Source organism: Sphingomonas sp. (assembly GCF_032114135.1).
Classification (GTDB): Bacteria; Pseudomonadota; Alphaproteobacteria; order Sphingomonadales; family Sphingomonadaceae; genus Sphingomonas.
Genome location: NZ_DAMCTA010000001.1, coordinates 123,121 through 145,403, shown reverse-complemented (window position 1 = coordinate 145,403; position 22,283 = coordinate 123,121). Strand labels below are relative to the sequence as shown.

The 22,283-nt window shown below is 65.2% G+C and carries 19 protein-coding genes and 1 pseudogene; 2 read left to right on the top strand and 18 right to left on the bottom strand.

The window, feature by feature from the left end; genetic code table 11:
- Positions 1-37 precede the first annotated feature (37 nt).
- Positions 38-676 carry an SOS response-associated peptidase family protein gene (locus tag RT655_RS00715; RefSeq protein WP_313534418.1) on the top strand — a complete coding sequence of 213 codons (639 nt, stop codon included), beginning with the start codon at positions 38-40 and terminating at the stop codon, positions 674-676.
- Here RT655_RS00715 and RT655_RS00710 read toward each other — a convergent pair.
- The 3 genes from RT655_RS00710 to RT655_RS00700 all read right to left on the bottom strand — a co-directional run bounded on the left by RT655_RS00710 (position 656) and on the right by RT655_RS00700 (position 2,344).
- Positions 656-1,003 carry a hypothetical protein gene (locus RT655_RS00710; protein ID WP_313534417.1) on the bottom strand — a complete coding sequence of 116 codons (348 nt, stop codon included), beginning with the start codon at positions 1,001-1,003 and terminating at the stop codon, positions 656-658. The genes RT655_RS00715 and RT655_RS00710 overlap by 21 nt on opposite strands.
- Before the next feature lie 347 nt (positions 1,004-1,350).
- Entirely contained in the window at positions 1,351-1,797 is a 447-nt protein-coding gene (locus RT655_RS00705) for a hypothetical protein (RefSeq protein ID WP_313534416.1), read from the bottom strand.
- Positions 1,798-2,023: 226 nt separating this feature from the next.
- The gene (locus tag RT655_RS00700; protein WP_313534415.1) at positions 2,024-2,344 is read right to left on the bottom strand and encodes a hypothetical protein; all 321 of its coding nucleotides are present in this window, start codon (positions 2,342-2,344) and stop codon (positions 2,024-2,026) included.
- An 81-nt stretch (positions 2,345-2,425) separates the two neighbouring features.
- Between RT655_RS00700 and RT655_RS00695 the strand changes: the two are divergent.
- A pseudogene (locus RT655_RS00695) lies at positions 2,426-2,593 on the top strand (DUF159 family protein); the annotation flags it as partial.
- A 1,738-nt stretch (positions 2,594-4,331) separates the two neighbouring features.
- On the opposite strand, the gene RT655_RS00690 reads toward RT655_RS00695, so the two are convergent.
- From RT655_RS00690 to RT655_RS00620, 15 genes are all read right to left on the bottom strand, one after another.
- On the bottom strand, positions 4,332-5,285 hold the full coding sequence (locus RT655_RS00690) for a right-handed parallel beta-helix repeat-containing protein (RefSeq protein ID WP_313534414.1): 954 nt from the start codon (positions 5,283-5,285) through the stop codon (positions 4,332-4,334).
- A 47-nt stretch (positions 5,286-5,332) separates the two neighbouring features.
- Positions 5,333-7,504 (bottom strand): hypothetical protein, encoded by a 2,172-nt coding sequence (locus tag RT655_RS00685; protein ID WP_313534413.1) that lies wholly within the window; start codon positions 7,502-7,504, stop codon positions 5,333-5,335.
- 154 nt (positions 7,505-7,658) lie between these two features.
- Positions 7,659-8,258 carry a hypothetical protein gene (locus RT655_RS00680; protein WP_313534411.1) on the bottom strand — a complete coding sequence of 200 codons (600 nt, stop codon included), beginning with the start codon at positions 8,256-8,258 and terminating at the stop codon, positions 7,659-7,661.
- A gap of 15 nt (positions 8,259-8,273) precedes the next feature.
- Positions 8,274-8,969: an N-acetylmuramidase family protein gene (locus tag RT655_RS00675; RefSeq protein WP_313534409.1), complete on the bottom strand. Its 696-nt coding sequence runs from the start codon at positions 8,967-8,969 to the stop codon at positions 8,274-8,276.
- A gap of 25 nt (positions 8,970-8,994) precedes the next feature.
- On the bottom strand, positions 8,995-9,447 hold the full coding sequence (locus RT655_RS00670; protein WP_313534408.1) for a hypothetical protein: 453 nt from the start codon (positions 9,445-9,447) through the stop codon (positions 8,995-8,997).
- 26 nt (positions 9,448-9,473) lie between these two features.
- Positions 9,474-9,815, bottom strand: coding sequence for a hypothetical protein (locus tag RT655_RS00665; protein WP_313534407.1), 342 nt, complete (start codon positions 9,813-9,815; stop codon positions 9,474-9,476).
- A 3-nt stretch (positions 9,816-9,818) separates the two neighbouring features.
- Entirely contained in the window at positions 9,819-10,331 is a 513-nt protein-coding gene (locus RT655_RS00660) for a hypothetical protein (RefSeq protein ID WP_313534406.1), read from the bottom strand.
- Complete coding sequence (locus RT655_RS00655) at positions 10,328-11,050, bottom strand: hypothetical protein (protein ID WP_313534405.1); 723 nt, start codon at positions 11,048-11,050, stop codon at positions 10,328-10,330. The genes RT655_RS00660 and RT655_RS00655 overlap by 4 nt, the downstream gene beginning before the upstream one ends.
- On the bottom strand, positions 11,047-11,382 hold the full coding sequence (locus RT655_RS00650) for a hypothetical protein (RefSeq protein ID WP_313534404.1): 336 nt from the start codon (positions 11,380-11,382) through the stop codon (positions 11,047-11,049). The genes RT655_RS00655 and RT655_RS00650 overlap by 4 nt, the downstream gene beginning before the upstream one ends.
- Positions 11,382-14,816, bottom strand: a complete 3,435-nt coding sequence (locus RT655_RS00645; RefSeq protein WP_313534403.1) for a hypothetical protein — start codon at positions 14,814-14,816, stop codon at positions 11,382-11,384. Before RT655_RS00645 ends, RT655_RS00650 begins: the two co-directional genes overlap by 1 nt.
- On the bottom strand, positions 14,813-20,098 hold the full coding sequence (locus tag RT655_RS00640) for a hypothetical protein (RefSeq protein ID WP_313534402.1): 5,286 nt from the start codon (positions 20,096-20,098) through the stop codon (positions 14,813-14,815). Before RT655_RS00640 ends, RT655_RS00645 begins: the two co-directional genes overlap by 4 nt.
- Before the next feature lie 480 nt (positions 20,099-20,578).
- On the bottom strand, positions 20,579-21,046 hold the full coding sequence (locus tag RT655_RS00635) for a hypothetical protein (RefSeq protein ID WP_313534401.1): 468 nt from the start codon (positions 21,044-21,046) through the stop codon (positions 20,579-20,581).
- Positions 21,022-21,414: a hypothetical protein gene (locus RT655_RS00630; protein WP_313534400.1), complete on the bottom strand. Its 393-nt coding sequence runs from the start codon at positions 21,412-21,414 to the stop codon at positions 21,022-21,024. The genes RT655_RS00635 and RT655_RS00630 overlap by 25 nt, the downstream gene beginning before the upstream one ends.
- Before the next feature lie 122 nt (positions 21,415-21,536).
- Entirely contained in the window at positions 21,537-21,986 is a 450-nt protein-coding gene (locus tag RT655_RS00625) for a hypothetical protein (protein ID WP_313534398.1), read from the bottom strand.
- 75 nt (positions 21,987-22,061) lie between these two features.
- Complete coding sequence (locus RT655_RS00620) at positions 22,062-22,274, bottom strand: hypothetical protein (RefSeq protein WP_313534397.1); 213 nt, start codon at positions 22,272-22,274, stop codon at positions 22,062-22,064.
- Positions 22,275-22,283: the final 9 nt, after the last annotated feature.

Sequence of the window (22,283 nt, the reverse complement as noted above, 5' to 3'; positions counted from 1 at the left end):
CTGGCGCAGCGGTCACCGTCGGGGTAGCCTTCGCCCCATGTGCAACCGAGCCCGATTCCGCGGTGAGCCTGAGACGCTGTTCGGCGCCACCAGCAAGCTGTTCAGCGAGCGCCCGCGCGACAATCGCTTTGCGCCGGCGGAGCTACGGCCGAAGTCTCGCAACTATGTGATCCGCGAGCAGGACGGCGAGCGCGGATGGGACGTCATGAGCTGGGACGTGCTGGGCGGCGAGGCGGCGTGGCCGATGACGAACGTGCGCAACCTCAAGCTGCCGCAGTGGAAGCGCCTGGCGGAGAAGCCCGAGAACCGGTGCATCGTGCCGCTGACCGAATTCGCCGAGTTCACGCCGGAGAAGCACGACCTGGGCGACGGCAAGCCTCCGCTCAAGGGCGAGATGTGGTTCAGCGTCACCGATCAGCCGACCTTTGCGGTCGCGGGCTTCTGGCAGCATACCGCGGCCGGTGCGGGCTTCACGATGGTGACCTGCGATCCGAACGAGGTCGTCGCGCCCATCCACCCCAAGGCGATGATCACGATCCTGGAGCCGAGCGACGTCGACCGCTGGTTGCGCGGCAGTTACGAGGAGATTGCGGACCTGCAGCGCCCGTATGACGCGGCGAAGATGAACGTGCGCGGGCCGGTGTTTCCGACCCGATCAGGCGCCCAGCCTGCTTAACACCGCGGCGACTTCCCTGGCGATTTCCTCTTCTGAGGGCGGGCGCCAGGCGAGCGGGAAAAGCGTTATGGGTAGGACCATCTCTCTCCTGCCCTTGCCAGAGAACAGGTTGCCGCTGATCGACGTTGCCCCAGGTCGCACATGAGCGACGATCTTGCTGCCGCCCAACTGGATCGTGATCTCATCTTCCGCCAGTGAGTAGGCCCCCAAGCGCTGATCCGTGCGCCCGTCGAGCACCTCCCCCGCGCCCATCGTAAGCTGCGGGGTGTTTTGCTCGTTGAACCCGGCTTCCTCAATCAGGAGCCACCATGTGCCTTCGAAGTCCATCGTTCGCTCCGTCGAATCGGTAGCGACAATGTAGAACATTTGGAGAACAAACGGAAGTGAGGCGGATGGATTTCGGGCGAGCCTTTCCTACATCACTCATATGCCCTGCCGCCTATGCACCGCGAACGACGAAGAAGCCCTAGTGGAGAGCCTCGCCGCCGATCTGTGGGAGAGCCGCCGGCATGGCACGCTTGACGATCGGCCGTGGGACCGCGCTGGGGACCATTGGCAGCGCATATTTCGAGATTTCGCGCTGACCGCGCTCGAGAGCCTCCGCGGGGACCATCGACACTAGCCCCGCCCAGCCGCCTCAATTCTCGCCCAGCTCCGGTTCCCACACCGCCGCGTCACTTCAAAGCCCTGCCTCGCGGCTTTCTGACCTGACCAGAATTCAGCCTACAAGTTTCATAGTCCGAAAAATCATTCTTGGACATAATGCATGTCACAAACAGCTTTTCACTAGGTGTAACCTCTATTTCATTCGGTTTTAGGAACTGAGCAAACGCCCCTAATGTGATTACTAGTGCAGCATAGCCGCGGGCAGACCCTTTTAACTTGAGTGATTTCGTTTTTGCTAAATGAAAAAGTGACTTGTCATCTTCAGTAGTGTCAAAATATCGCGCTAACTTGCCGACATCCGTGTGAATCAGATATTCTATCCTCTCAGCAACCGCAAAGTTCCAAAGTGATCCACACGAAAATATAAATGTTGCGATCAACGCTATATTGTATGCCGGCCAGTCATAAATCATTACGCCATTCAAATTAGATAGGTGCTGGTGAAACGCGCTCATATACAATGGCAAGTCAACTATCATATCATCCCCCGACGCGGACCTTCATGATCGAAAACCTTCGACAGCCACCCTTCATGACGGCCGCGAATTCCCGGATCTCAAAACTAACGGCACGACGTTTAAACTGTCTTATTGTAACGGCCGCTCCGGGAAACCAACGGCGTTTGGTACTCCGCGACTTCACGACGACCGCTGTGAAAACCTTGCGGGGGGATCGTCGACACTAGTCGCCGCGCGCAGCTCGCAGCGCGTCGAGAAAGGCCGACGAGCGGTCGATGCCCACCTGCCGGCTGATGGCATTGACCGCTGCCGTCATTTCCTGGCTGCGGCCGAAGGCATCCGCCCCCTGCCCGGCCTCAGATCGCCCCACTGCCGCTTCCCAGAACTGGTCTATCCACGTCCGCTCCGCGCCGCATAGCTGCAGGAAAGCGAGCGCCAGCCGCAGAGACGCCGAGGCAAGCAAGGCCCCATGTCGGGATCGCTCCTGCGCCTCATCCACCACGCACAGCGTGTGGAAGATCGCTCGATCCCTGGCGACTCGCATGATCGCAACATGAAGAGAACAAACGAGACCGTCGAGATCAGGCGAGCGAGTTACCCACAGGAACGGTCGCCTTGCCCTGGTGATCGTGACGCACCAATCCACCCAAAGGCGATGATTACGATCCTCGAGCCGGGCGACGTCGATCGCTGGCTGCGTGGCTCCTTTGAGGACATCGTCGACCTGCCGCGGGCCTATGACGCTAAGCGCATGTCTGTACGTGGTCCAGTGTTCCCGACTCGATCAAGGTAAAGGTTGCATAACGGCGGAATGGCACGCCAGACACATACTCTATTTCTTTTCCATGCCACAGGCTTCGCAATGACCTTCCACCCAAGCCTTCTTTTTGGTTGACGATGCTGCAGGATTCCAAGCTCCGAGTTCCTCCGAATAAATTACGGCTTGGGCTCCAATCTGCTTTACCCATAGATCGCAGCTGGTGCTGCCGCCACTGCATGGCGGAAAGTCGGTATAAATCGAGAGTATCTCTACACCTTCGCGGGCCAGCGCGAGACCAAGCGCGGCTCCATCCGTCTGAGAGATACCAGTTATGCCATAAGAGGCTGCCATGTTCAGACAGGCAACCCTCTCCGCATGGAGGTTGGTACTGCAGCTTCCGGCACTTTTACCCTTAGTCACCTTTGTCACACCGCCCTTGCGAGTGGTCACGCAGCCGTAACACGTGGCAGTCCAATCGTTCGCGGTCTTGCGCGCCTGACGTGCTTCCCTCGCTCGGTCATCATTCGGGTCTACACCTTCGGGAGCGGCAGATACTGGCACGTGAACAACGGCTGGCCGCGCTACCTGCTGAGGCGCCCGAAAGGCTGTGGTAGAAGATTTCCTCTCCTCCCTCTCATCGGGGGTTTGAGATGTCGTGTAAGAGCCGTCATGCGCGAGAGGCGGTGGTCCAGGGGCTCTACTGCGCACCTGTAACGGTCCGGAGACTAGAAGTTGCTGTGTCCAAATTCTATTATCGAGATTTAGGCGCCACTTATCTTTTAGTTTTTCGACCTTTTCATACCACTCCGCGGGTGGCGCAGACTTCCTCTCAATAAACTCGTCCGCAAGTTCTCTGACAAGTGCGCCCTGTTCATCATCACTATCTTCGAACGAGTCATCTGACATGCTCGATCGTTGAATAATGGAAGAGACACGGGCCTGACCCGATAACCCTCCGGGCGCCGAGGGGAAGGCCTTGCGCAAAACCGCTTGTCCGCCCGATCCCGGATTATGAGACCCCACCTTGTGCGCCGTTGTACCAGCCATCAGCGGTGGGCCAGGCTCCCGCTTGCTTTGCACCGCTTTGTTGGGTCCGGCAGTTTTCGGCGGCCCACTAACTAATCCGCCGTATTTAGTTGGCGGCGGCAAATGGATCCGCTTCGACATTTCACTCGCACTCCCGCGCCATGAAATCACAATCAACAGGGCAATTCATGACATATTAGGTGTATCGAATCTACGCCAGTCATGACATTTCATCGTTCCAATCAAAAGCTCGCCGCAAAGTACGTCGACGTGACTTTGAGAGGGCGGATGCGCGGCCCCGACTAGGATAACACCATTTCCCGGGCTCTAGCCTCGGAGCGACTTCGGGGAGACTGCTGCGGGAAGCCTGCGCTTCGATGACGGCTATTAGCTGCCGCGCGCCGCCCGGAGTGCTTCAAGAAATGCCCCAGAGCGCTCGACGCCGACTTGGCGCGTGATTGCGTTCACGGCCGCGGTCATCTCTTGGCTGCGACCGAAGGCGTCCGCCCCCTGCCCTGCTTCCGACCTGCAGACCGCGGCCTTCCAGAACTGGTCGATCCACGACCGCTCCGCGCCACATAGATGCAGGAAAGCGAGCGCCAGGCGCAGAGACGCCGAGGCAGGCACCGCCCCATGCTGGGATCGCTCCTGCGCCTCATCCACCACGCACAGCGCGTGGAAGATCGCTCGATTCCTGGCGACTCGCATGAGCGGAACATGACGAGAACAAACGAGCCTGTCGAGATCAGGCGAGCGAGTTACCTACAGGAACGGTCGCCTTGCCCTGCAGCTGGTAGGAGGGCGCGAAGTTGCCCTCGACGATCGCCTGCGCGGCGGTCCGGATCCACGGCGTAATCTTCGCGCCTCGCGCGATCCGGTTGAAGCGGATCACTTGGTCGACACCCGCCCCCCCGATGTAGATCGCGTTCCACATGGTGCCGCTGAGCGTGTTTGCCTCGATCCGGATGCGGTCATAGCCGCTCACCCCCGCCTCGTCGCCGAAGAACACGCCCTGGAACTCGAAGCCGGGATCGCCCTCGAATGTGTTGCCGATGATCGCCACATCCTTGCACCCGCTCGACTTGCCGCGCGTCCAGCACTGAATCGCATCGGGGTGCGACCCCGGGCCGGGCCGGAACTGCCTGAACCGGTTGCCCACGATGCGGCCGCCGCGCAGGCCGGGGATATCGATCGCGTCTCCGCTGATGAAGCTAAAGTCGTTCCCCTGCACCGTCGCGTCGGCGCAATCCTCGAGCGTGAGGGCGACGTTGAGCTCGCGCAGCGCCATGCCTGTCACGCTCGGCCGCTGGACGTTGCGCATGTAGATGCCGCTCATGTCGTTCGTCGCGTCGCCGTCGAGAGAGCCGTTCACCGTACCCCCGATGAAGGCGATGTCGCTGCTGTCGGAGATCTCCGCCATGCGCAGCCACGCCGCGTCCCCAGCACCACGCACGCGGTGGATCGCCAGGTTGAGGAAAGTGAGGTTCCGGCTGCCCTTCACAACCAGCCGCCGGATTATCGCCGGATTGGCGGGATCGGCATTGGTAATCGTGACCGGTGCGACATAGCTGGCGCCCGCGATCGCGATGTCGGGCCAGTGGCCGGGCGCAAGGGCGACGATCCCGCCGGGGGCGGCCGAGCGCAGCGCTGCGGCCAGCTCGGCGGGCGTGGTGACGGTGTTGGGGCTGGTCTGGGGCATGGGGCAACTCCAAGGCCCCGGCGCGTCGCGGCGCCGGGTGGGCTGGCTTAGAATTTCGGAAGGTCGCTCCGGCGGCGGAACTGCATCCGACCGAACAGGACGCGGAAGGCGAACGGGGTGTTCGCGGCGGTCGGGATATCGGCGTTGGCCGAGGAGGTCCCGAACCCGGTGACGTCGGACACGTCCAGCAGCGGCGACACCGCATAGGTGGCGAAGCCGGTCCCGCCGGCCTCGTTGAGCAGCGTGTCGTCGATGAACATGCCCGACGTGCCGTCGGCGCCGCGCGTGAGCAGCTGCGTCGCAGTGACCTGCGCGCCGTTGTTGGTGGTGCGGGTCACGCCAGGCGATGCAGCGGTGCTGCCCGAGAAGGCGCGGCCGACCGTGCCGAAGAAGCGGCCCAGGACCGAATGCTTCATGTAGACCGTGCGCAGGCCCGCGTAGATCGAGCCACCGTTGAGACGAAGCTGAACGCCGTTCAGGCTCGGCGTGGAGACGCGGAACGTGGCTGCGGCGGTATGGATGCCCAGCGCCTCGAAGCCGAAGTACGGGAAGCCATCGGGATCGATCCCCGACAGGACCGCGAACTGAAGGGTGCCGGCGGTCAGCATGTCGTTCACCGCGGTGAAGCCGGCGGTGGTGCCGCCCAGGACGATACCCCAGGGGACCTGGTTGGCGTTGACCCCGTTGATATTCGAGGTGCCGACGAACGCCGTGATATTCGATCCCGAGACGGTTTCGCTGCTGAGCGCTGTGCCCGCCGGGTCCATAAGGGCGTTCATGATGGTGTTCCGGCCGATCGTGCCCTCCACCATGTTGGCATAGTCGTAGTTGCCGATGTCCTGCTCCGCCCAGAGCTGGGCGTTGGCGGGCATCAGGCTCGCGCTGTTCAGCGAGACGGTGATCGCGCCGGTCGTGAAGTTGTAGCTGCCGCCGGTGATGTTCGGGCCGGTGATCACCCCGGTCGCGGTGTCCACCTTGCCGATCACGGCGCCATTGATCGAAAGCAGCGTCTTGGCGGGCGTGCCGGTGAATCCCAGGCGCATCGTGGGCGGGAGCACGCCGGTGAACGTCGTGCCGACACCCGTGCCCCGGGCGAACTGCCAGTTATTGCGCGTCGGGCGCTGGTCATTGCTGTTGGGGATCGCGCCGAACCGGGCGATGAAGGCGGCCTTGGCCGCCTTGGCCCAGCGGAACGAGCCGAGCGCGTTTGCCGCGTGCAGGCTCAGGTTATCGAGCATGCCCGGCTTGCTGCGGTAGGAGGTCCCGCTGGACGCGTCGAGGGTGGCGCCGAAGCTGTCAACGACGAGGTGCTGCGGGCGTCCGTACTGGAACCCTGGGATGGCATAGTCGATCAGCGCGCCGCTTTGCGTGCTGGTGAAATTGGCCGCCGACGAATTGAACCAGTCGCGCATGGTGAGGCCGAACGGCGAGGCATTGTCGGCGCCGGCGTTGTTGTTGAGCCAGACCTTCGCCGGGGCGGTGCCGCCCGCCAAATAGTTGCCCGAGGCGTCGACCGTGTACTGGCCCTGGCCCGGGTTGCTGGCGACCTTTGTCATCACATAGGGCATCGTGGTGCCGCCATCCCAGGCAATGACACCCGGGGCACCATAGCTCTCGCCGTCCTGGAACTTGACGCCGCTCGTCGCGGCCCATGCGTTCGCGCTGGGCGTCTTGGGGTCCATGAGGTAGGCGCTGCCCCCTCGGGCCATCTCGTTGCCGAGGACCCACGTCTTGCCAGCCGCGATCAGCGCATCGGCATAGGCGGCGACCTTGAGCATGGTGGTCTTCGCCAGGACCGGCTGATTGTAATAGGCCGCCTGGTTGCCGCTGCCGTCGTTGACGCTGACCGAGGCGGAAAACACGTAGTTGCCGCTCTGCGTGCGGACGGACGCCAGGCCATCGGAGCCGGACGAAAACTGCCCATCCGCCACCTGCGCGCCGAGATAGTTGCCGCCCACCGCCGAGATCTCGGTCGCCGCCTGGTTGCCGGTGGTCGCCGTCGCGAGCGTCTCCGACCGCTTCAGCATCGCATAGGTGGTGCTGCCGCCGATCGCGTGGTTGTAGCCCTGAGCGAGCATGAAGGCATTGTCGAACAGCTGCTGCAGCAGGCCCATGTGCGTGGCGCCGGTGACACCGTAGTTAGTGAAGGTCGTGGTCCCGATCGAATGGCTGCCCGCGTTCGCAGAGCGGCTGTCGCCGTCGACCTTCTCGATGCTCATCGCGGGGGCCGGTGTTGGCGACGGCGTCGGTGGCACCACGATGGGGAGCGCAACGCGCCCGGCGAAGAGGGCGCGAGAGGAAACGGACAGGTTCAAGGCGCTCAGGCGCATAGCGGCGCTCCCATCGATCGGTGCGTGGTGGTGGCTGGGGGCATCAGTCGCCCGCCTCGGTGTCGTCGGCGTGGTTCGCGGCTACTGCGGCCCACCAGGCTTGCCAGCCGGCGAGCTGGGCTGTCTGGCGCTCCGCTGCCGCGAGGAGGGCAAGAACGCCGTCACAGTCGGCGGCGAAAGCAGCGCGGCAGGTGGCGTCGGGATCTGGGGCGACTGCCGGCGCTCCGCCACCACCTTGATCGGCTCGAGCCGCGGCGAGCTCGCGCATGCGCTGACCAGCGAGAGCGCGAGAAGCGGCAAGCTCAGCCTGCACGCGATCGAATTTCGCGAGAACATCGGACGATACCTCCTGATTGGTGCGCGCGTCGGCGCGCTCGACGGTGATGACGTGGGCAGCATCCGCGGCCTTGGCGTCGGCGCTGGCCTTCCGAGCGGCATCGACGGCGCTGCCGAGGATCCGGATCTGCGCGATCGCCTCCTTCGTGGAGAGGTCACGCGGCGCGCCCTTCCCGTCCGTCGCATGCGCCGCGATGGCGGTGGCGGAGCGTAGGGCTTCGCCCTTGTGCGAGAGGTCGCCGATCACGGCGAGCGCGATGGCCAGCGCCAGGGCAAGCCCCAGCGTCACATATTTTAGCGGGTTCATGGGCTGCTCCCGGGGTCAGGCTGCGCGCGCGGCGCGGCGCTTGGCGAAGGCCGCCGCGAGGCGGGTGTCGTAGGCGTTCTGCGCGAAGGCCGTGCCGTTGTAGCCGCGGGCGAACGTCGTCCAGTCGCGGGCGCGAAGCGCGCCGGCGAGACCCTTGCCCTCGACGAAGCGGAGGAAGGCGTCGAGCTGGTCCGCCTCGGTTTGCGATTGCTGCCGCGCGAATGCCCATGGCGAGACCGCGCCGCAGATCTCGTAATTCTCGCCGAGGATCTGAAAGCCGCCGTAGCTGGCCGAGGCGAAGCCGGCGTCGACGTCGAGCGAAACCGCCTCGAGCAGCTGCGCCCATCGCCCGACCTGGCTGCCCGGATAAAGGGTCCGGTTCCAGGTGCGCGACGAAATCTTCGGGTGGCTGGCGTCGTACCTGTGCCCGGTCGCGCGGCTGAAGCGATGCGGCTCGAACAGGATCGTCGGGCGGCCATCGATGAACGGCGACGCGCTGCCCTCGACATCCCACACCGCCCAGATCGCCGCCGGCTCGACCTTCAGCCGGTCGGCGCCGTCGTCGATGTCGTGCTGGTCCAGCCGATAGTCGGGCCCGTCGGTCATCGCCGAGAGGATTGCCTCGCGATCAGCAGCGCCAAACGGCGTGCCCTCGGCGCCCGGCTGATAGCCAAGCGCCACCAGCCGCCGCCGCAGCGTCGTCATGTCCATGGAAGTTCTCCGAGGTTGGAGGAGGTCAGCCGTCCAGCTTGGGCGCCTGCGGGTGCGGCTTCAGCGCCGCATATTCCGGGTGTAGGCGGCCCTCGCGCGCCGCTTCCTTGATCGCCGCAGCGGCGAGCTCGGCCTGGGTGGTATTGCGCGCTGTACCGACGATGCTCTCAGCGACGGCGGCCGCCTCTGCGTCGACGCGCTGCAGGAAGCGATCGGTGAGCAGCTTGACCAGGCGATCGGCGCCGACGGTGGAGAAAGCGGAGAACAGTGCCGCCGCCTCTGCCTCCACCCCGGCGCGCGTTGCCATCCAGTAGGCGATCAGCGCCACCAGCGGCAGCAGCAGCAGGTCGGCAAAGACCAGCCGCGCCTTCACCTGCACGCCGCGCTTCAGCAGCAGCGCATATTTGGCCGCGAACCCGAACGTGATCCCGATCAGGATCCAGCCGTATTTCGCCAGCACCGTTTCAACCGGCGTCATCGGCATTGCCCCTTTCAATATGATGTTCATGCGCCGCCTTCTGCGGCTGGCGGTTCGGCGCTGCTCGGCGGCATGGGCGCAATCCATTGCGCGACGTTGATGCCGAGCCCGGTCATACCCTGGTAGATCGCCTCTACGCCGATGCCGAAGAAGCTATCGTCCTTCGGCCCGTTCGCGCGCAGCTCGGCGAGCTGCTGGTGGATGCTGATGAAGGCGTCGCTTTCTACGATCGGCTTGACCGCGAGATACAGCTGGTGCCGCGCCTGCGCCGCCTCATAGGCCTTCTGCCGCTCATAGGCCGCCAGTTTCGCGCGCATATCAGCCGCTTGCTCGTCCGTGATGATCGTCTGATCGAGATCGGTCGCCATTCGCTATTCCTCAGCTGGGTTGGGGTCCGCGCCGGCCGCGCCGCGAAGCTGGGCGATCGTGCGCCGACGATAGAAGTCGGCGATTTGCAGGTGCGCGCTGGTGACGCCGCCGCGCGCGTCGACCAGGGATTGATAGTGCTCGAGGTCCCGTGTCGATTTCTCGCGGGGGACCGGGAAGCAGCCCACTGTCTCCACCAGCGTGGCCCACACCACTTCGAGCGGGGCGACGTGACATTCGATGCTGATCTCGGCCGCGAGGGAGACATCCCCCACCCCGCAGAGTGCCTCGATCGCCTCGACAGCGGCGGCGGGATACACGCTCAGCTCGATGACCTTCGGCGTGTCGGTCACCAGATACTTGTCGGGAAATATCTGGTGAAGCGTGAAGCCGGTCAGCCGCGCCAGGTCGAGGATCTCTTCGGGCTCGCAGACGATGTCGAGATCTCGCACCACCCCGCCCCGCCAGGGCGGCAGAAAGCCGCCTGCAGCCGCCGCTGCGGAACCGATGAGGATCACCGGATCCTCGAAACGTCTACGAGGAACGACCCTTCGGAGGAGTTCGCCTCGAGCCCGGACGGCACCCAATTCTCGCGCGAGTTGTCCTGACTGTAGGTCCGTGGGACGTTGAATACCGAGGTCGGGCTGCTGCCCCATGTCGACAGCGAGATCGTATAGCGATCACGGAAAGAGATCGAGCCGCTGCCGTCGCTGACATCGTAGGTCTCGTTCTGCACGCCCACACCCCCGGGAAACGTGTGCGCCCATTTGGCCGACGAGAGGGCGGCGCCAGCCGGCCTCATGATCATCTGGTGCAGAGAGGAGCTGAAGAGGCACCGCCCGGCGCCGTCGAACAGCTCCGCGCCCACCTCGCCGGCCACCAAGGGAAGCGGCTGATCGAAAATGTAATAGCTGAACGAATAATCCTCGCCCCAGGTGGGGCTCGAGACAACCATCACCCGGAACGTCCAGGTATTGGTCGCGGGATTGTAGGAGCGGCCGATCACCCCCGCGCCGCCGTCCAATCTGCTCTGATTGGCAGCCTTGTAGACGGCCATCACCGGCGCGGTACCACCGGCATAGGTGATATCCTGGGTGCGGACGCCGCCGGGCGGATAGTTGAACGACGGCATCGCAAGCGCCCAGCCGTTCCCCCACTGGCGCAGCGCAAGGCAGGTATACCGATCGTCGACGACGGTGACGCCGTTATCGTTGACGAGCTCAAGGAACGGCGTCACGCCGCGCCCCAGCCGTATCGGATCGTGACGGTCTCGCCGGCCGGATAATTGCCGTTGTAGGCGAGATTGAAGGTCAGCCGCGCGACGCTGTCGCTGGTCTTCGTCACCTTCACGATCGCCGAGACATTGTTGTTCCCGGCCGTGTATTGCCAGGGCGCGGTCGTCGGCGGGCAGAGGAAGTCGATGTAATATTCGAAGTTCGGAGGTCCGAGCCGCGGCACCGACGGGTTCGGCCCGGTGACGACGAACGCCCCCACCTCTCTCGTCGTGCAATCCGCAAGGCTGAACCACACGGCACCATCGGGGCCGCAGAACTCGCAATAGGCGCGCATTATGCCTTCAGCCCGATGCCGCCGCGATACGTGCCGTTCGCGTCGTAAAACGTCAGTCCATTGTTCGTGATCTTGACCCGGTTGCCTCCGCTATCGGCGCCGACATCGAGCGAGCCCTTGAAGCTGACGTCTCCGACGAGATCGATGCCGGCACCGCCGTTGGCGTCGGCGCGGACGGTCACCTGCGCGCGATTGTTGCCGGCGACCGCCAGCACCTGCCAATACGCGGAAGCCCGGTTGTTCAGCGTCGCGATCGCGCTCTCGGTCGTGATGACGCGCGAGCCGAGCGGGCTTGCCTGGGTGCCGCTGAGCTGCGCCTCGACGGTCGTGGTCCGATTGGCGATCGCGACGTCCTGGTTCGCCCGGGCGGTCTCTTCGGCGGCGATCCGCGCCTGCAGCTGGCTCCCCAGCGATCCCGCGAGTTGCGCTTCCGTGGTGGAGATGCGGTTCGCGAGAGCGGTGTCCTGGTTCGCCCGCGTCGTCTCCTCGGTCGTGATGCGCGCGAGCGCGCTACCTGCATCGATGAGCGCCTTGCCCGCCTTGATCTCGCCGTCCGTCGCGGGCCGCACGTTGAGATAGAACCAGCGCATATATTTTTGAGCGCGGTATCTGCCGTAGCCTGACCAACCGCCCATACCGTGCAGGTGAACGATCCCGCCTTGCTGCCAGTCGACCATCTTCGAGAACGTGCGCAGGCCGTACAGGCTTCCCACGGCGCCGTTCGTATCGGCTTCTACCGAGAAATCGATGCCCTGTACGCCGCTCAGCGTGACTCCCGCCCCGTAGAGGTCACCCTGATCGAGCGAGATCGCGGCTTCGATGACCCACATACCGGGGGACATGGCAGCGTCCTGGACAAACCCCCACTCGGTCTCGGCGGTATCGTTCCGCATGTCGATCGCGTACGGACTGCCACGCACGCCGCCGCCATTAACGCGGGCAAAGCGCGCGGTGCCTTCCATCCCCCAGCTGAGCCAGCCGGTCGGCGTGTAATCGCCATCGGCCCACCGAGCAAAATTCGGGTTCAGGGCAGCGCCGACCGCGGAAGCGATGGCGGCAGCCTCAAGCGAAGTCGCGCGGTTCGCGAGTGCGGCATCCTGCCCAGCGCGTGCCGTCTCCTCGCTGACGATGCGCGCCTTCAGGGCGCTTTCCTGGGTGCCTGCGAGCTGCGCCTCGGTGGTGGAGGTCCGGCTCGCGATCGCATTGTCAGCGTTCGCGCGCGCTGTCGCCTCGTCCGTGATGCGGCCCGCCAAGACGCTGCCTTGGGTGCCCGCAAGCTGCGCCTCGGTCGTGGAGGTCCGGTTGCTCAGGGCAATATCGTCGCGCGCACGGACCGTAGCCTCGTCGGTGACTGCGGCGGAGGCGCCGTCGGCCGTCGACTTCACGGCCGCCAGCGTGGTGTTGATCGCGCCCTCGGCGCCCTTGGCGCGCTGGACCTCAATCGCGAGATCGGCCCGCGCCGCGGCCGCGTCATCTCGGGCGTGTGAGGCGTCGGCCTGAGCGGAGCTTACCGCGCCGTCGATCTGAGCCTTGACGGCGGCGACCTGGTCGCGAGTGGGCACGACAGCCCCAGAGCCGTCCTTCACGGCATCCGCGATATCCTGCGCCGGCACGCCGCCGACATTGGTGCCCGCCGGCGCGCCGACGGTCGCATTGTCCTGCGGCTTGCCGGGGCCGACGATGCTGTCCCAGGTCACCACCGTATTCGACGGCGCATCCGGCGAGGCTTTGGCCAGCCCTTCGATGGTGACCGAGGTGGTGCTGACCGTCTCGCCCAGCGTCAGGGTGAAGTCGCGGAAGAAGCCATAAATGGTCAGGGCCTCGAACTCGGTCGCGCCGATCCAGAGCGCCGGCACCGCTCGCAGGGTCGCGAGACGCCGCATCAGGCCGTCAGCGCGTGCCGTCGCGATCTGGCTCTGCGCCTCCATCTTCTTCGCCCAGGCGCGCTCGATGGGGACCGTCAGGCCGAAATCGTCGGTCTGCTTGGTGCTGAAGTCGAGGAGCGTGCTGGCCGGCGCGTCGGCGAGCAGGCCAAGCCCCTCCCGGGCGCCGATGATCAGCGTCCCGACGGCGGCCGCACCGGCGCTGGCGGCGACGGTGACCGTGATGTCGGAGCCGGCGGGAACCGTGAGGTCGAGAAACAGCGCCGCGGTGACGCCGGGCGCGATCGCCTGCGTCTGGTCATATCCCGCCGCCTGGACGCGCACGCTGGCGGCGGCGATGTCGAGGAGCGCGAGGGCATTGATCGCAGTACCGGGGCGGAGCTGGACGGTGATGGCGCCCGAAGCGGTGGTGGCAGTGCCGAGCGCCTGATCGAACATCGCCCAGCGCTTGCTGGGGCCCGCATCGATCCAGTGCGTGCTGTCTGCGCCGGGCGGATTGCCCTTATTGCCGCCGGCGGCGCTCTCGTAGGCCCGATGCGCGGACGGGACGAGCACCCGCTCGCCCGCGATGTAGGTGCGATCAGGCGAATAGATCGGATAGTCGTTCTCGAGCACCGACGATGAGATGAGCACCGCATCGGTCACGGCCGCGGGGCGCACCACCTGGAAATCGCTCGCGCCGTTCAGTGCCGGATCCGCCGCCGGCACCGCAATGTCGGCAGCCGGGTACCCTTCGATTGTGAGCGAGCAGGTGCTGATGCCCTGCAGGCTGATGACCTGCGAGAAATCCCTGAAGATCCCGTACGCGATCAGGCTGGGGAAATCCCCCTCACCGATCCAGAGCGCTGCGGTGGCGCGCACTGCCGCCAGCTGGCGCTGGATGCCGTCGACCGCCGCGTCGTCGATGCGGCATTTCGCCTCGATCCGCTTCGTCCAGTCGCGCTCCGCGATGGTGGTGATGCCGAACTGATCCGTCTCGCGCCGGCTGAAGTCGGTGAGCCCGACCGTCGGCGCATCGGCGAGCGTGCCCAGCTCAAGCGCGGCGCCGGTAATCAGCTTGCCGATGACCGCCGCCCCGCCGGTGGGTGCGATCGTGATGATCGCCGAGCGCGCGGTGCTGGCCGGGAGGGCGAGGAACACCTCGCACGCTGCCGGGGCCGCCCGGGTGGTGTCGAGCAGGATCTCCCCGCCGGCGGTGACCTGCACGCGCACACTTGCCGCCTGCAGGTCGACCAGCCCGATCGCATCGACGGCATCCGGCAGCGCCAGCGTTACGGCGATCGGCGCCGCCGAGCGCGTCGCGGGCCCGGCCGCCCGGTCGAACATTGCCCAGCGATTCGTCGGCCCGGCGTCGAGCCAGAAGCTGTTGCCGCCCAATGCGGGAGCGTGCCCCACATTTCCTCCCGCGACGCTCTCGAAGACGCGGTGGAGCGCCGCCACGATCACCCGCGCGCCGAGCGCGTAGGTGGTGCCCGCATCCCAGGCGGGATAGTCGGCCTCGGGTACCGACGAGGCGGCCAGGCTGATCGAGAGCGGCCGGACGAGCTTCATGCGACGGCCTTGGTGGCGATCGCGACGCCGCCCGCCGCGTCTTGGGCGATACCGAGCTTCTTGTTGATGCTCCCGGTGTTGCCCGCGGTTGCCGCGTGGCCGGCGTTGTTGTCGGTGCGCATCTGCTTCACCTCGTCCTTCAACTCGACGATCGTGGCCTGCAGGCTCGCGATCGTGGCCGCGTTGTCGTTCGAGCCGGTCGCTGCGGTCTGCGCGGTTGCGGCGGCCGCGAGCTGCGCGCTGGCGCTGGTCACCGCGGCGGCCGTGCCCAGCTTGTTGATGGCGCCATAGGTGGCTTCGAGGCTGGCGGCCGTCTGCGCCTGCACCCGCGCCAGCTCCTGCCGGCTGGTGGCGGCGTTTGCGGCGGCGGAGAGCAGCGCCTGCGACAGCTGGGGCAGCGACTTCGCCGCGTCCTGGTCGCCGCCGCGCGCCGCCGCGGTGGCGGCATTGAACTGCCCGAGCAGCCCGGCGAAGGTATTGGCCCCGCCGACGTCGCCCAGGCCGCGAATGCGCTTCACCTCGTCCATGATGCTGTCGCCGACCGAGCTCCACGCCTGGCGCAGCTCGTCGGCTGCTTTGGCCGCTTCTTGGGCGTCCTGGATCGCCCAGACCTGCAGCTGCAGCGCGCGGTTGCTCGCGTCGAGCTTCGCCAGGTCGAGCTTCCGGATCTCGTCCGTCTTGCCCTGCAGCTCAAGGATCTGGCGCTCGAGATCCTGCCGCTCGCTCATGATGTCGGCCGCGCTCTTCGCCCCCTGCAGCGACTGCTGAAGGTCGGCGAAGGCCGGGGCCAGCTTGAGCAGCGTGGCATAGGTCGACTGCCCGGCGGCGGTGGTCAGGTCCTGCGCCTCCACCAGTTGGCGGAACGCGGTGAGCGTCGGCGGCACCGATACGCCCAGGCTCGCGAACACCTTGCCCATCTGCGCCGTCTTGGCCGCGGCCTGCTCCTCCGAGGTGTAGAACGCCTGGAAGTATGCGGTCGCGGCATCGTTCAGCGCCGAGACGCTGTCGAACTGGTCGGCGAGGCCGAGCTTAGCCGCGATGCTCATGCCCTTCGCGCTGGCACCGAGCAGTTCGAGCGAGGTGCTGACCTGCTCCACCGTGGTGGCGACGCGAGTGAGCGTCTCGAACGCGCCCTCGCCGACCTTCTGGAACTGCGCGATCAGCGGGAAGGCCGCGGTCGCCATATTGTCGGCCGCCGCGCCGAACACGGCGTTCAGCTTCTCCTGGATCTGCTCGCCGGTGAGGCCCTTCAGGTCGATCTTGCCGATGTTCACCACGAAGCCGTTCAACCGCTGCTGGATCGCGTCGGTCGATTCGCCCAGCGGCACGGCTGCAGCCTTGATCGCATCGTTGAAGCTGCGGAGGATCAGCGTGAACTGATTGGATAGGTTCGGGTCGAGCGCGCCGTATTCGGTCGAATAGGAGCGGCCGGAGACGATGCCGAGGAACTTCTTCGTCTTGGTTACGTCCGAATAGGCCTGCGCGTTGAAGCCGCCGTTCAGAACGCTGCCCACCGACTGCGCGCCGCCATAGATGCCGCTGCCGGTCACGTCCGTGCGGGTGCCGAACAGGCCGCCGAGCAGGCCACCGATCAGGGGGATCGAGCCGAGGACGGAACCGATCAGGTTCGGCTTGAACCCCTGCGCCACGCTGGAGCTGGCGTTGATGTCGCCGCCGCGCACGATGACCGCCGCGACGCCGCCGATCTGGCTATCGATCGAGCGGAGCGAGGCCAGAATCTGGCGCGAATAGACGTTGGTGACGGTGTCGACCGCCTTCAGCTCGTCGATCGCGCGTTTCAGGCTCTCGCTCTTGGCGGAGCTGTCGCCCAGCACCGTGCCGGTGCCGGTGCCGGTGTTCGTCGGGGCAGCAGTGTGGCCGCCGCCGGTCAGGCTGCCGATCACCGCGACGCCAGCTGCGACCAGCGCGCCGGCGGTCGCCGCCATAGCAACGATGTTGAACGGGAATGGCAGCTTAGACTGCGACGCGATGCCCTCGGTGCCCTGAGCGGTCGCCCGGGCAGCGCTGTTCGAGACAATGCCGAGCGTTTCGGCCACGTCCTGCGCCATCGCGCGCACCGACATCGCGAACTGGATGGCACGATAGGCCTTCTCGGTCGCCGCAAGGATCTCGTAGCCCTTGCTGTTCTCACTGAAGAACCCCTTAGCCGCGCCGGCCATGTCGCCATAGAGGTCGACGCGGGTGGTCGCCGTGCGGAGAGCGAACCTAGCGTTTTCGCGCTCTGCGGCCGCCGTCTTCGCCGCCCCTTTGTCCATGGACGCGATCAGCGCCACCTGAGCCTTGTGCGCCGACCGAATTTTCTCCTGATCGGCCAGATAGGAGGCCAATCGAGAGGACACATCGCCAAGAGCGCTTCCCACGCTCCCGAATGCCTCAGCCATGCCAGACGCGGCTTCGCCGACATTGGCGGCGATTAGATCGAACAGATCCGCTTGATAGCGAAGGTTGTCGTTCACTGCGTCAGTCTTCAGCCGCAGCTGCTCCTGCGCGTCGACAATCTTCACCTGAGTGGCGACATAGCCGATCGTTTGGAACGTGTCATAGCGCTGCGCTTCTGCGTACTGGAGTGCCTGAACGCTCGCGAGCTCGTGGGCACGGACTGCGTCGGTCTGCCCAATGACAGCAAGCTCTGCCTGCAGTTGCGCCAGTCGATTTCGAGCATTCGTGCTATCATTGTTGAAGGTCGCGGTGATCTTCGTTGCGTCTAGCTCTGCTCGCGCCCTCTGCTGATTGCCGAGCGCCTGCGTAGCCTTGTCGGCCGCGTCCTTGAACTCTTTTTGCCGCGCCACGTCCCTTGCAGCTGCTGCCTCCGATAGCTTCGCTTGCGCAGCCTGAACGGCGCCGAGCAGCGGGAGGTCCCCGATCTGGCCACGGACCATCTCCGCCGCCTGTGATGCCGGGACTAGCCCCGAAGCGACTTGCGCATTGACCTTCGCTTGGATGGTTGCCTGCTCGCGCATGACAGCCGTGCTCTTGGCTCCATCCGATACGCGCTGCGCGATGGAAAGGCGGACCTGACGATCAACGGCGGCCTCGACGTCAGTCCGCCTCTTGATTGCGTCGCTTTCGCCTTTCACCCGCGCCTCGGCAATCAGTGCCGCAGCGCCGGAAACGCCGTACGCATCGGCCAGCTTGTAGAGGTTCTTGATCTGCGCCTCGATCGCCTCCGAGTTAAGCGCATTACGGTCGACCTTGGGCTTCGGGGCGGTGCGGTTCGCTTTAATGGCATCCGCTTCCGCCTTCATGCGGTCCATCGCGCTCTTCTTCGCGTTGGTGCCGACCTGTGCCCAGAATGCCGCGTCTTCCTTGCGGGCCTGTGCATATGCGTTCTTGTATCCGTCGCCGACGGCCTTCCACGCATTAGCTTCCGCTGCCCGGCTCGCGGCACCGGCATAGGGGTTCTGGACCTCGGCCATCTGCGGCGCTTTGAAGGCGCCGATATTCACGCCCGGCACTTTGTTGGCCGCATGCACGAAGCCGTTCAGGATGTCGGTGCCAACCTTGACCAGCCGGTTCATTGCCCCGATCGCGAGGTTAACCGCCTGGTAAAAAACGTCGCCAACCGACGTGGCGAAATTTCCCCAGATCACCTTCGACGCGTTCACGGTGCCGTAGATGCCCGCCGTGATGCCGGCCGAGGTCTTATTCCACGCCTCGATCACCCAATCGAACGCCTCGCTGGCGCCCTTTTTCAGGCCATCCCAGTTGCCGCCCTTTCCGAGCTGCTCGCTGATGGTTTTCCAGACCCCAGACATTACGTCGCCGGCGGTGACGGTCACGTCGTTCAATTGCTTGATTTTGTCGCCAGCCTTGTCGACGCCATCGCTGAGCTGCAGCATTTCCTTGTGCGTCAGCCCGAGGCCGTCGCGGTAGCGCGTCAGCTCCCCGCTATCCTTGACCGAACTCTGAAACTTGGCGAGCGCCACATAGCCCACGCCTGCCACAACGGCGAGCGGCGCGAGATAAAGGGCGAGTGTGCCAGCCGCGACCGCCACGGCCTTCAGGCCACCCTCTGCCATCATCGCTACCTGAACGAGCTGCCCACCCTGTTGGATTAGGATCGTGAACGGCTTTTGCCCGGTGAGCAGCCCCTGCACGACGTCGGGCATCTGTATCGCAAGGCTGCGCATCGCATTGGCGTTTGCGGTCCCAGCGACGGCCATCGCCTCATGCTGCTGGGTGGTGCTGCGGAGGCGCTGACCGAGCACTTCTTGCTGTCGAGCATATTCGGCCGGCGCGGTGGAGCCAGCGCGGTACAGCCGCGTCGATTCCTCGATCTCGCCGTTCAGCCGCTTCACCGCCGCATAAAGCGGATCGGTCGCCTCTCGCATTCGCTCAGCTGCGGCCGCGTCGGCGATCTCCGCGTCGCGCGAGCCGCGGAGCAAAGCAGCGAGCTTCGCATGTTCGTCCGCCTCTCGTTTCACGGCAGCGGCGGCAAGGTCCCGCGCTCGCGCCTCATCCTCGGCTGCCTTCGCTGCCAGGGCGCTATAGGTTGCGCCGGCATCGGTGGCGCTGGTGCGGCCGATGCCCGTCGTGCGCTCAAGAGCCGCCTGGATGCTGGCCCGCTCGGCGAGCAGATTGTTCTGCTCCCGCTGCACGGCCGCTTCTCGCTCCGCCAGCTCCAAGGCCCGTTCCCGCTCCGCCAATGCGGACACGGTCGCGCCACCCTGCGCGGCAGTCGGTCGATCGGTCCCATTCAAGCGAGCAAGCGCGGCGTCGAGCCGGGAACGCTCCAGCAACTGCCCGTTCAGCGCGGCCTCGGCCGCTGCCCGCTCGCGCGCCGCGGCGGCTTCCGCCTTCATCTCGCCCGAGAGCTTCTGCTCTGCAAGCGCCCCCTGGGCTAAGCCCAGCGCGCGGGTGCTGGCGAGAAGGCGATCGGCCGCGTCCGTGTTCCCCTGCCGCGCCGCAGCGAGTGCCAACTCCTCGATGCGAGCAGCGCGCTGCTCTTCGCGCGTCCGTCCGACAGCGAGCGTCTCCCGCTCGAGCGTGGAGATCATCCGATTAATCGTGGCTTCCGTTCGAGATTTCTCGCGCCGAACCTCTTGCTCGGTACGCGTCACCGCCATGCCGAACGTGTTGATCTGAGCCACAACGGCGGACGTATCCACCATGCTGCTGGTCACCCGCTCGATGCTCCGCGCGCTGCGCACCACCCCGCTTTCGAGGCCATCCATCCCCGTTCGAAGTTGAGCGATCGCGGCCGTCGAGTCGGCGACATCGATGGAGAAGCCGACCTCAAGCATTGGTGAACCATCATCCATGGGCGGCCTCCACGAGAAAAACCCCGCCGAAGCGGGGTGATGTTCACGACAATTGAAAAGGGCAGTTGCGAGCCGCTTCAGCCAAACGAGAAATTAAAATCTCGTGGCTGGGAAACCGCTGAAAGGAGCGACAGTACAATGCCCATCTTGAGAATAAGGTGTACCATCGACCATGGCGTAATAGTGCCATTCACCAGTTGATCGATTTACTGTCGATCTTTCTTCAAGGTCACCAGCACGTGTTGGCACCGCTTGCCGCAGGACAAGCTCGCCTGACGTCACGCCAGCAATCTTACGGACTTTGTCGCACGAACTGACACATACCTCGCCTAGCTCCAGGTCCACGCGGTAATGTGCGTCACCCGTCGAGCTGGTGCAAATTAGGTCGAACTGCTGATCAGCGGCGAATGCCTGCGAGGCGGTGAGGCTGGCTGCCAATACGAGCGCGCGGAGACCGATTCCCATGCGCGCATCGTATCGTCAGCCGAGGACCGATTCCAGTTCCCTGTTCGCCGCCCGCTTTTCCGCCTCGGTGACCTGCCAGCGCCAGGGTGGCGGGCAGTTCTCGCTTTCGGCGCGACGCTGCTCTGCCACATATTCAACGGAGAGACGCCTGATCAGGCGCGCCTCCCATACGGGCAGGTCGATGCCGGTAAGGCGGCACCATGCCTCGATCGTAAGCCAGCTGACTGGCCCCGCGCCCATGCCCGCCGCTTCGGTTAGGCCGATCTCGATCAACCGGTCGACGACGTGCGGCAGCGGGTTCGGGGGCATCGGGATCTCCACCCGGTCCTTCTTCATCCGCTCGGCGCGGGTGAGCCTGGGGACGTCCAGGTTGAGCTTTGCCCGCTTGCTCCGCGCGTCCGGCTTGGGCGTGGTGTTGAGCCAGGCCATCTGCCGGACGAACAGCGTCAGCCGGCGCGTTACTTTCCCGTGAAGTTGCCCCAATCGCCGATGAATTTGGTCACCTGCTTGTGGATGAAACCGAGCTTCGGATCAGAATAGACTGCCTTGAACAGCGCGGCCCCCTGAAGGCCGGTGCCGTATTCGAAATTTTCGAACCCGGAGGTGATCGTCACGAGATCCTCGACGGTATCGCGGCGGCGCTCCTCGGCAGTGAGCGGGGCCATCTCGCCGTCGTTCGCCTTCAGACGCTGCACCTGGCGCGCGGACTGGCGGCTTTCCAGAGCGTCAAAGGCGGCGCTGCCGGGGCTGAAGATGACAATGCGGATCGGCTTCGTTCGCTCGGCGTCGGCGAACAGCAGCTCGCCGGTCGGGCCCTTGAGGTGGATTGCGGCGGTCTCGGCGACCGCCAAGGTGGCGATATCGAACATGGGAATTGCCTTTCGCGGGATTGGTGCGCCAGCCCGTCACGCATCCCGCGATCACGCGGCGAGCTGGCGCAGAGAGGTACCGGCGTCGCGGGCGCCGGGGAGGATCAGGTGCCGATGACCTTTACGATCTTCGTGCAGATCTCGACGGTCGGGTTTGCCATGACGACGGGGTCGGCACCGTCGATCGTCTCCGGCCAGCCAAAAACGCGGCCCTGGAAGTAGCGCTTGGCGCCATTCTGATAGGTGACCTTGAACGAGAACAAGGCATTCGTCTCGTCGTCGGCGGCGGTGCGGAACAGGGTCTGCCCCGCATCAGCCTCGTCGTGCGCAAACGACGGCTGCAGGGAGCCATAGTCGGGGCTGCCCTTGAGCTTCTGCTTGCCGCCCTTGAGCGGCTGAAACTCGGTCTTCGCATAGGTTGAGCCGATAGCGCCGATCTTCTCGCAGTTGCCTGCTTCGGTGTACGTCAGCGCGGCATAGCTGGTCGCGTCCTCGGTGGCCGGCTTGGCTACCGAAATGGCGATCGTCGACCCGGCTCCGGTCTGGAGAAACATAGTTCTACTCCTTGATATGGGCATTGAGCCGGCGGCGCCGGCTAGGGATCGGCCGCGTCACCTTGGCCGGATGGGTTAGGCGGCGGTGCCGCCCTTCGCGGGATTGGTGGGCGCCTTCGCCTCGCTGGCCTCCGGCTTTTCGCCGATCAGGCCGGCCGCCTTGAAGTTGGCATGCTCGCCTTCGGTGAAATCGTGTTCCTTGCCGCCGACATATTCCTTCTCGGTGCCGGCATCGTTGAACGTCTTGGGCACATAGCCCTTGATCTTCTCTTCCTTGCTCGTGCTCATGGTCTTCTC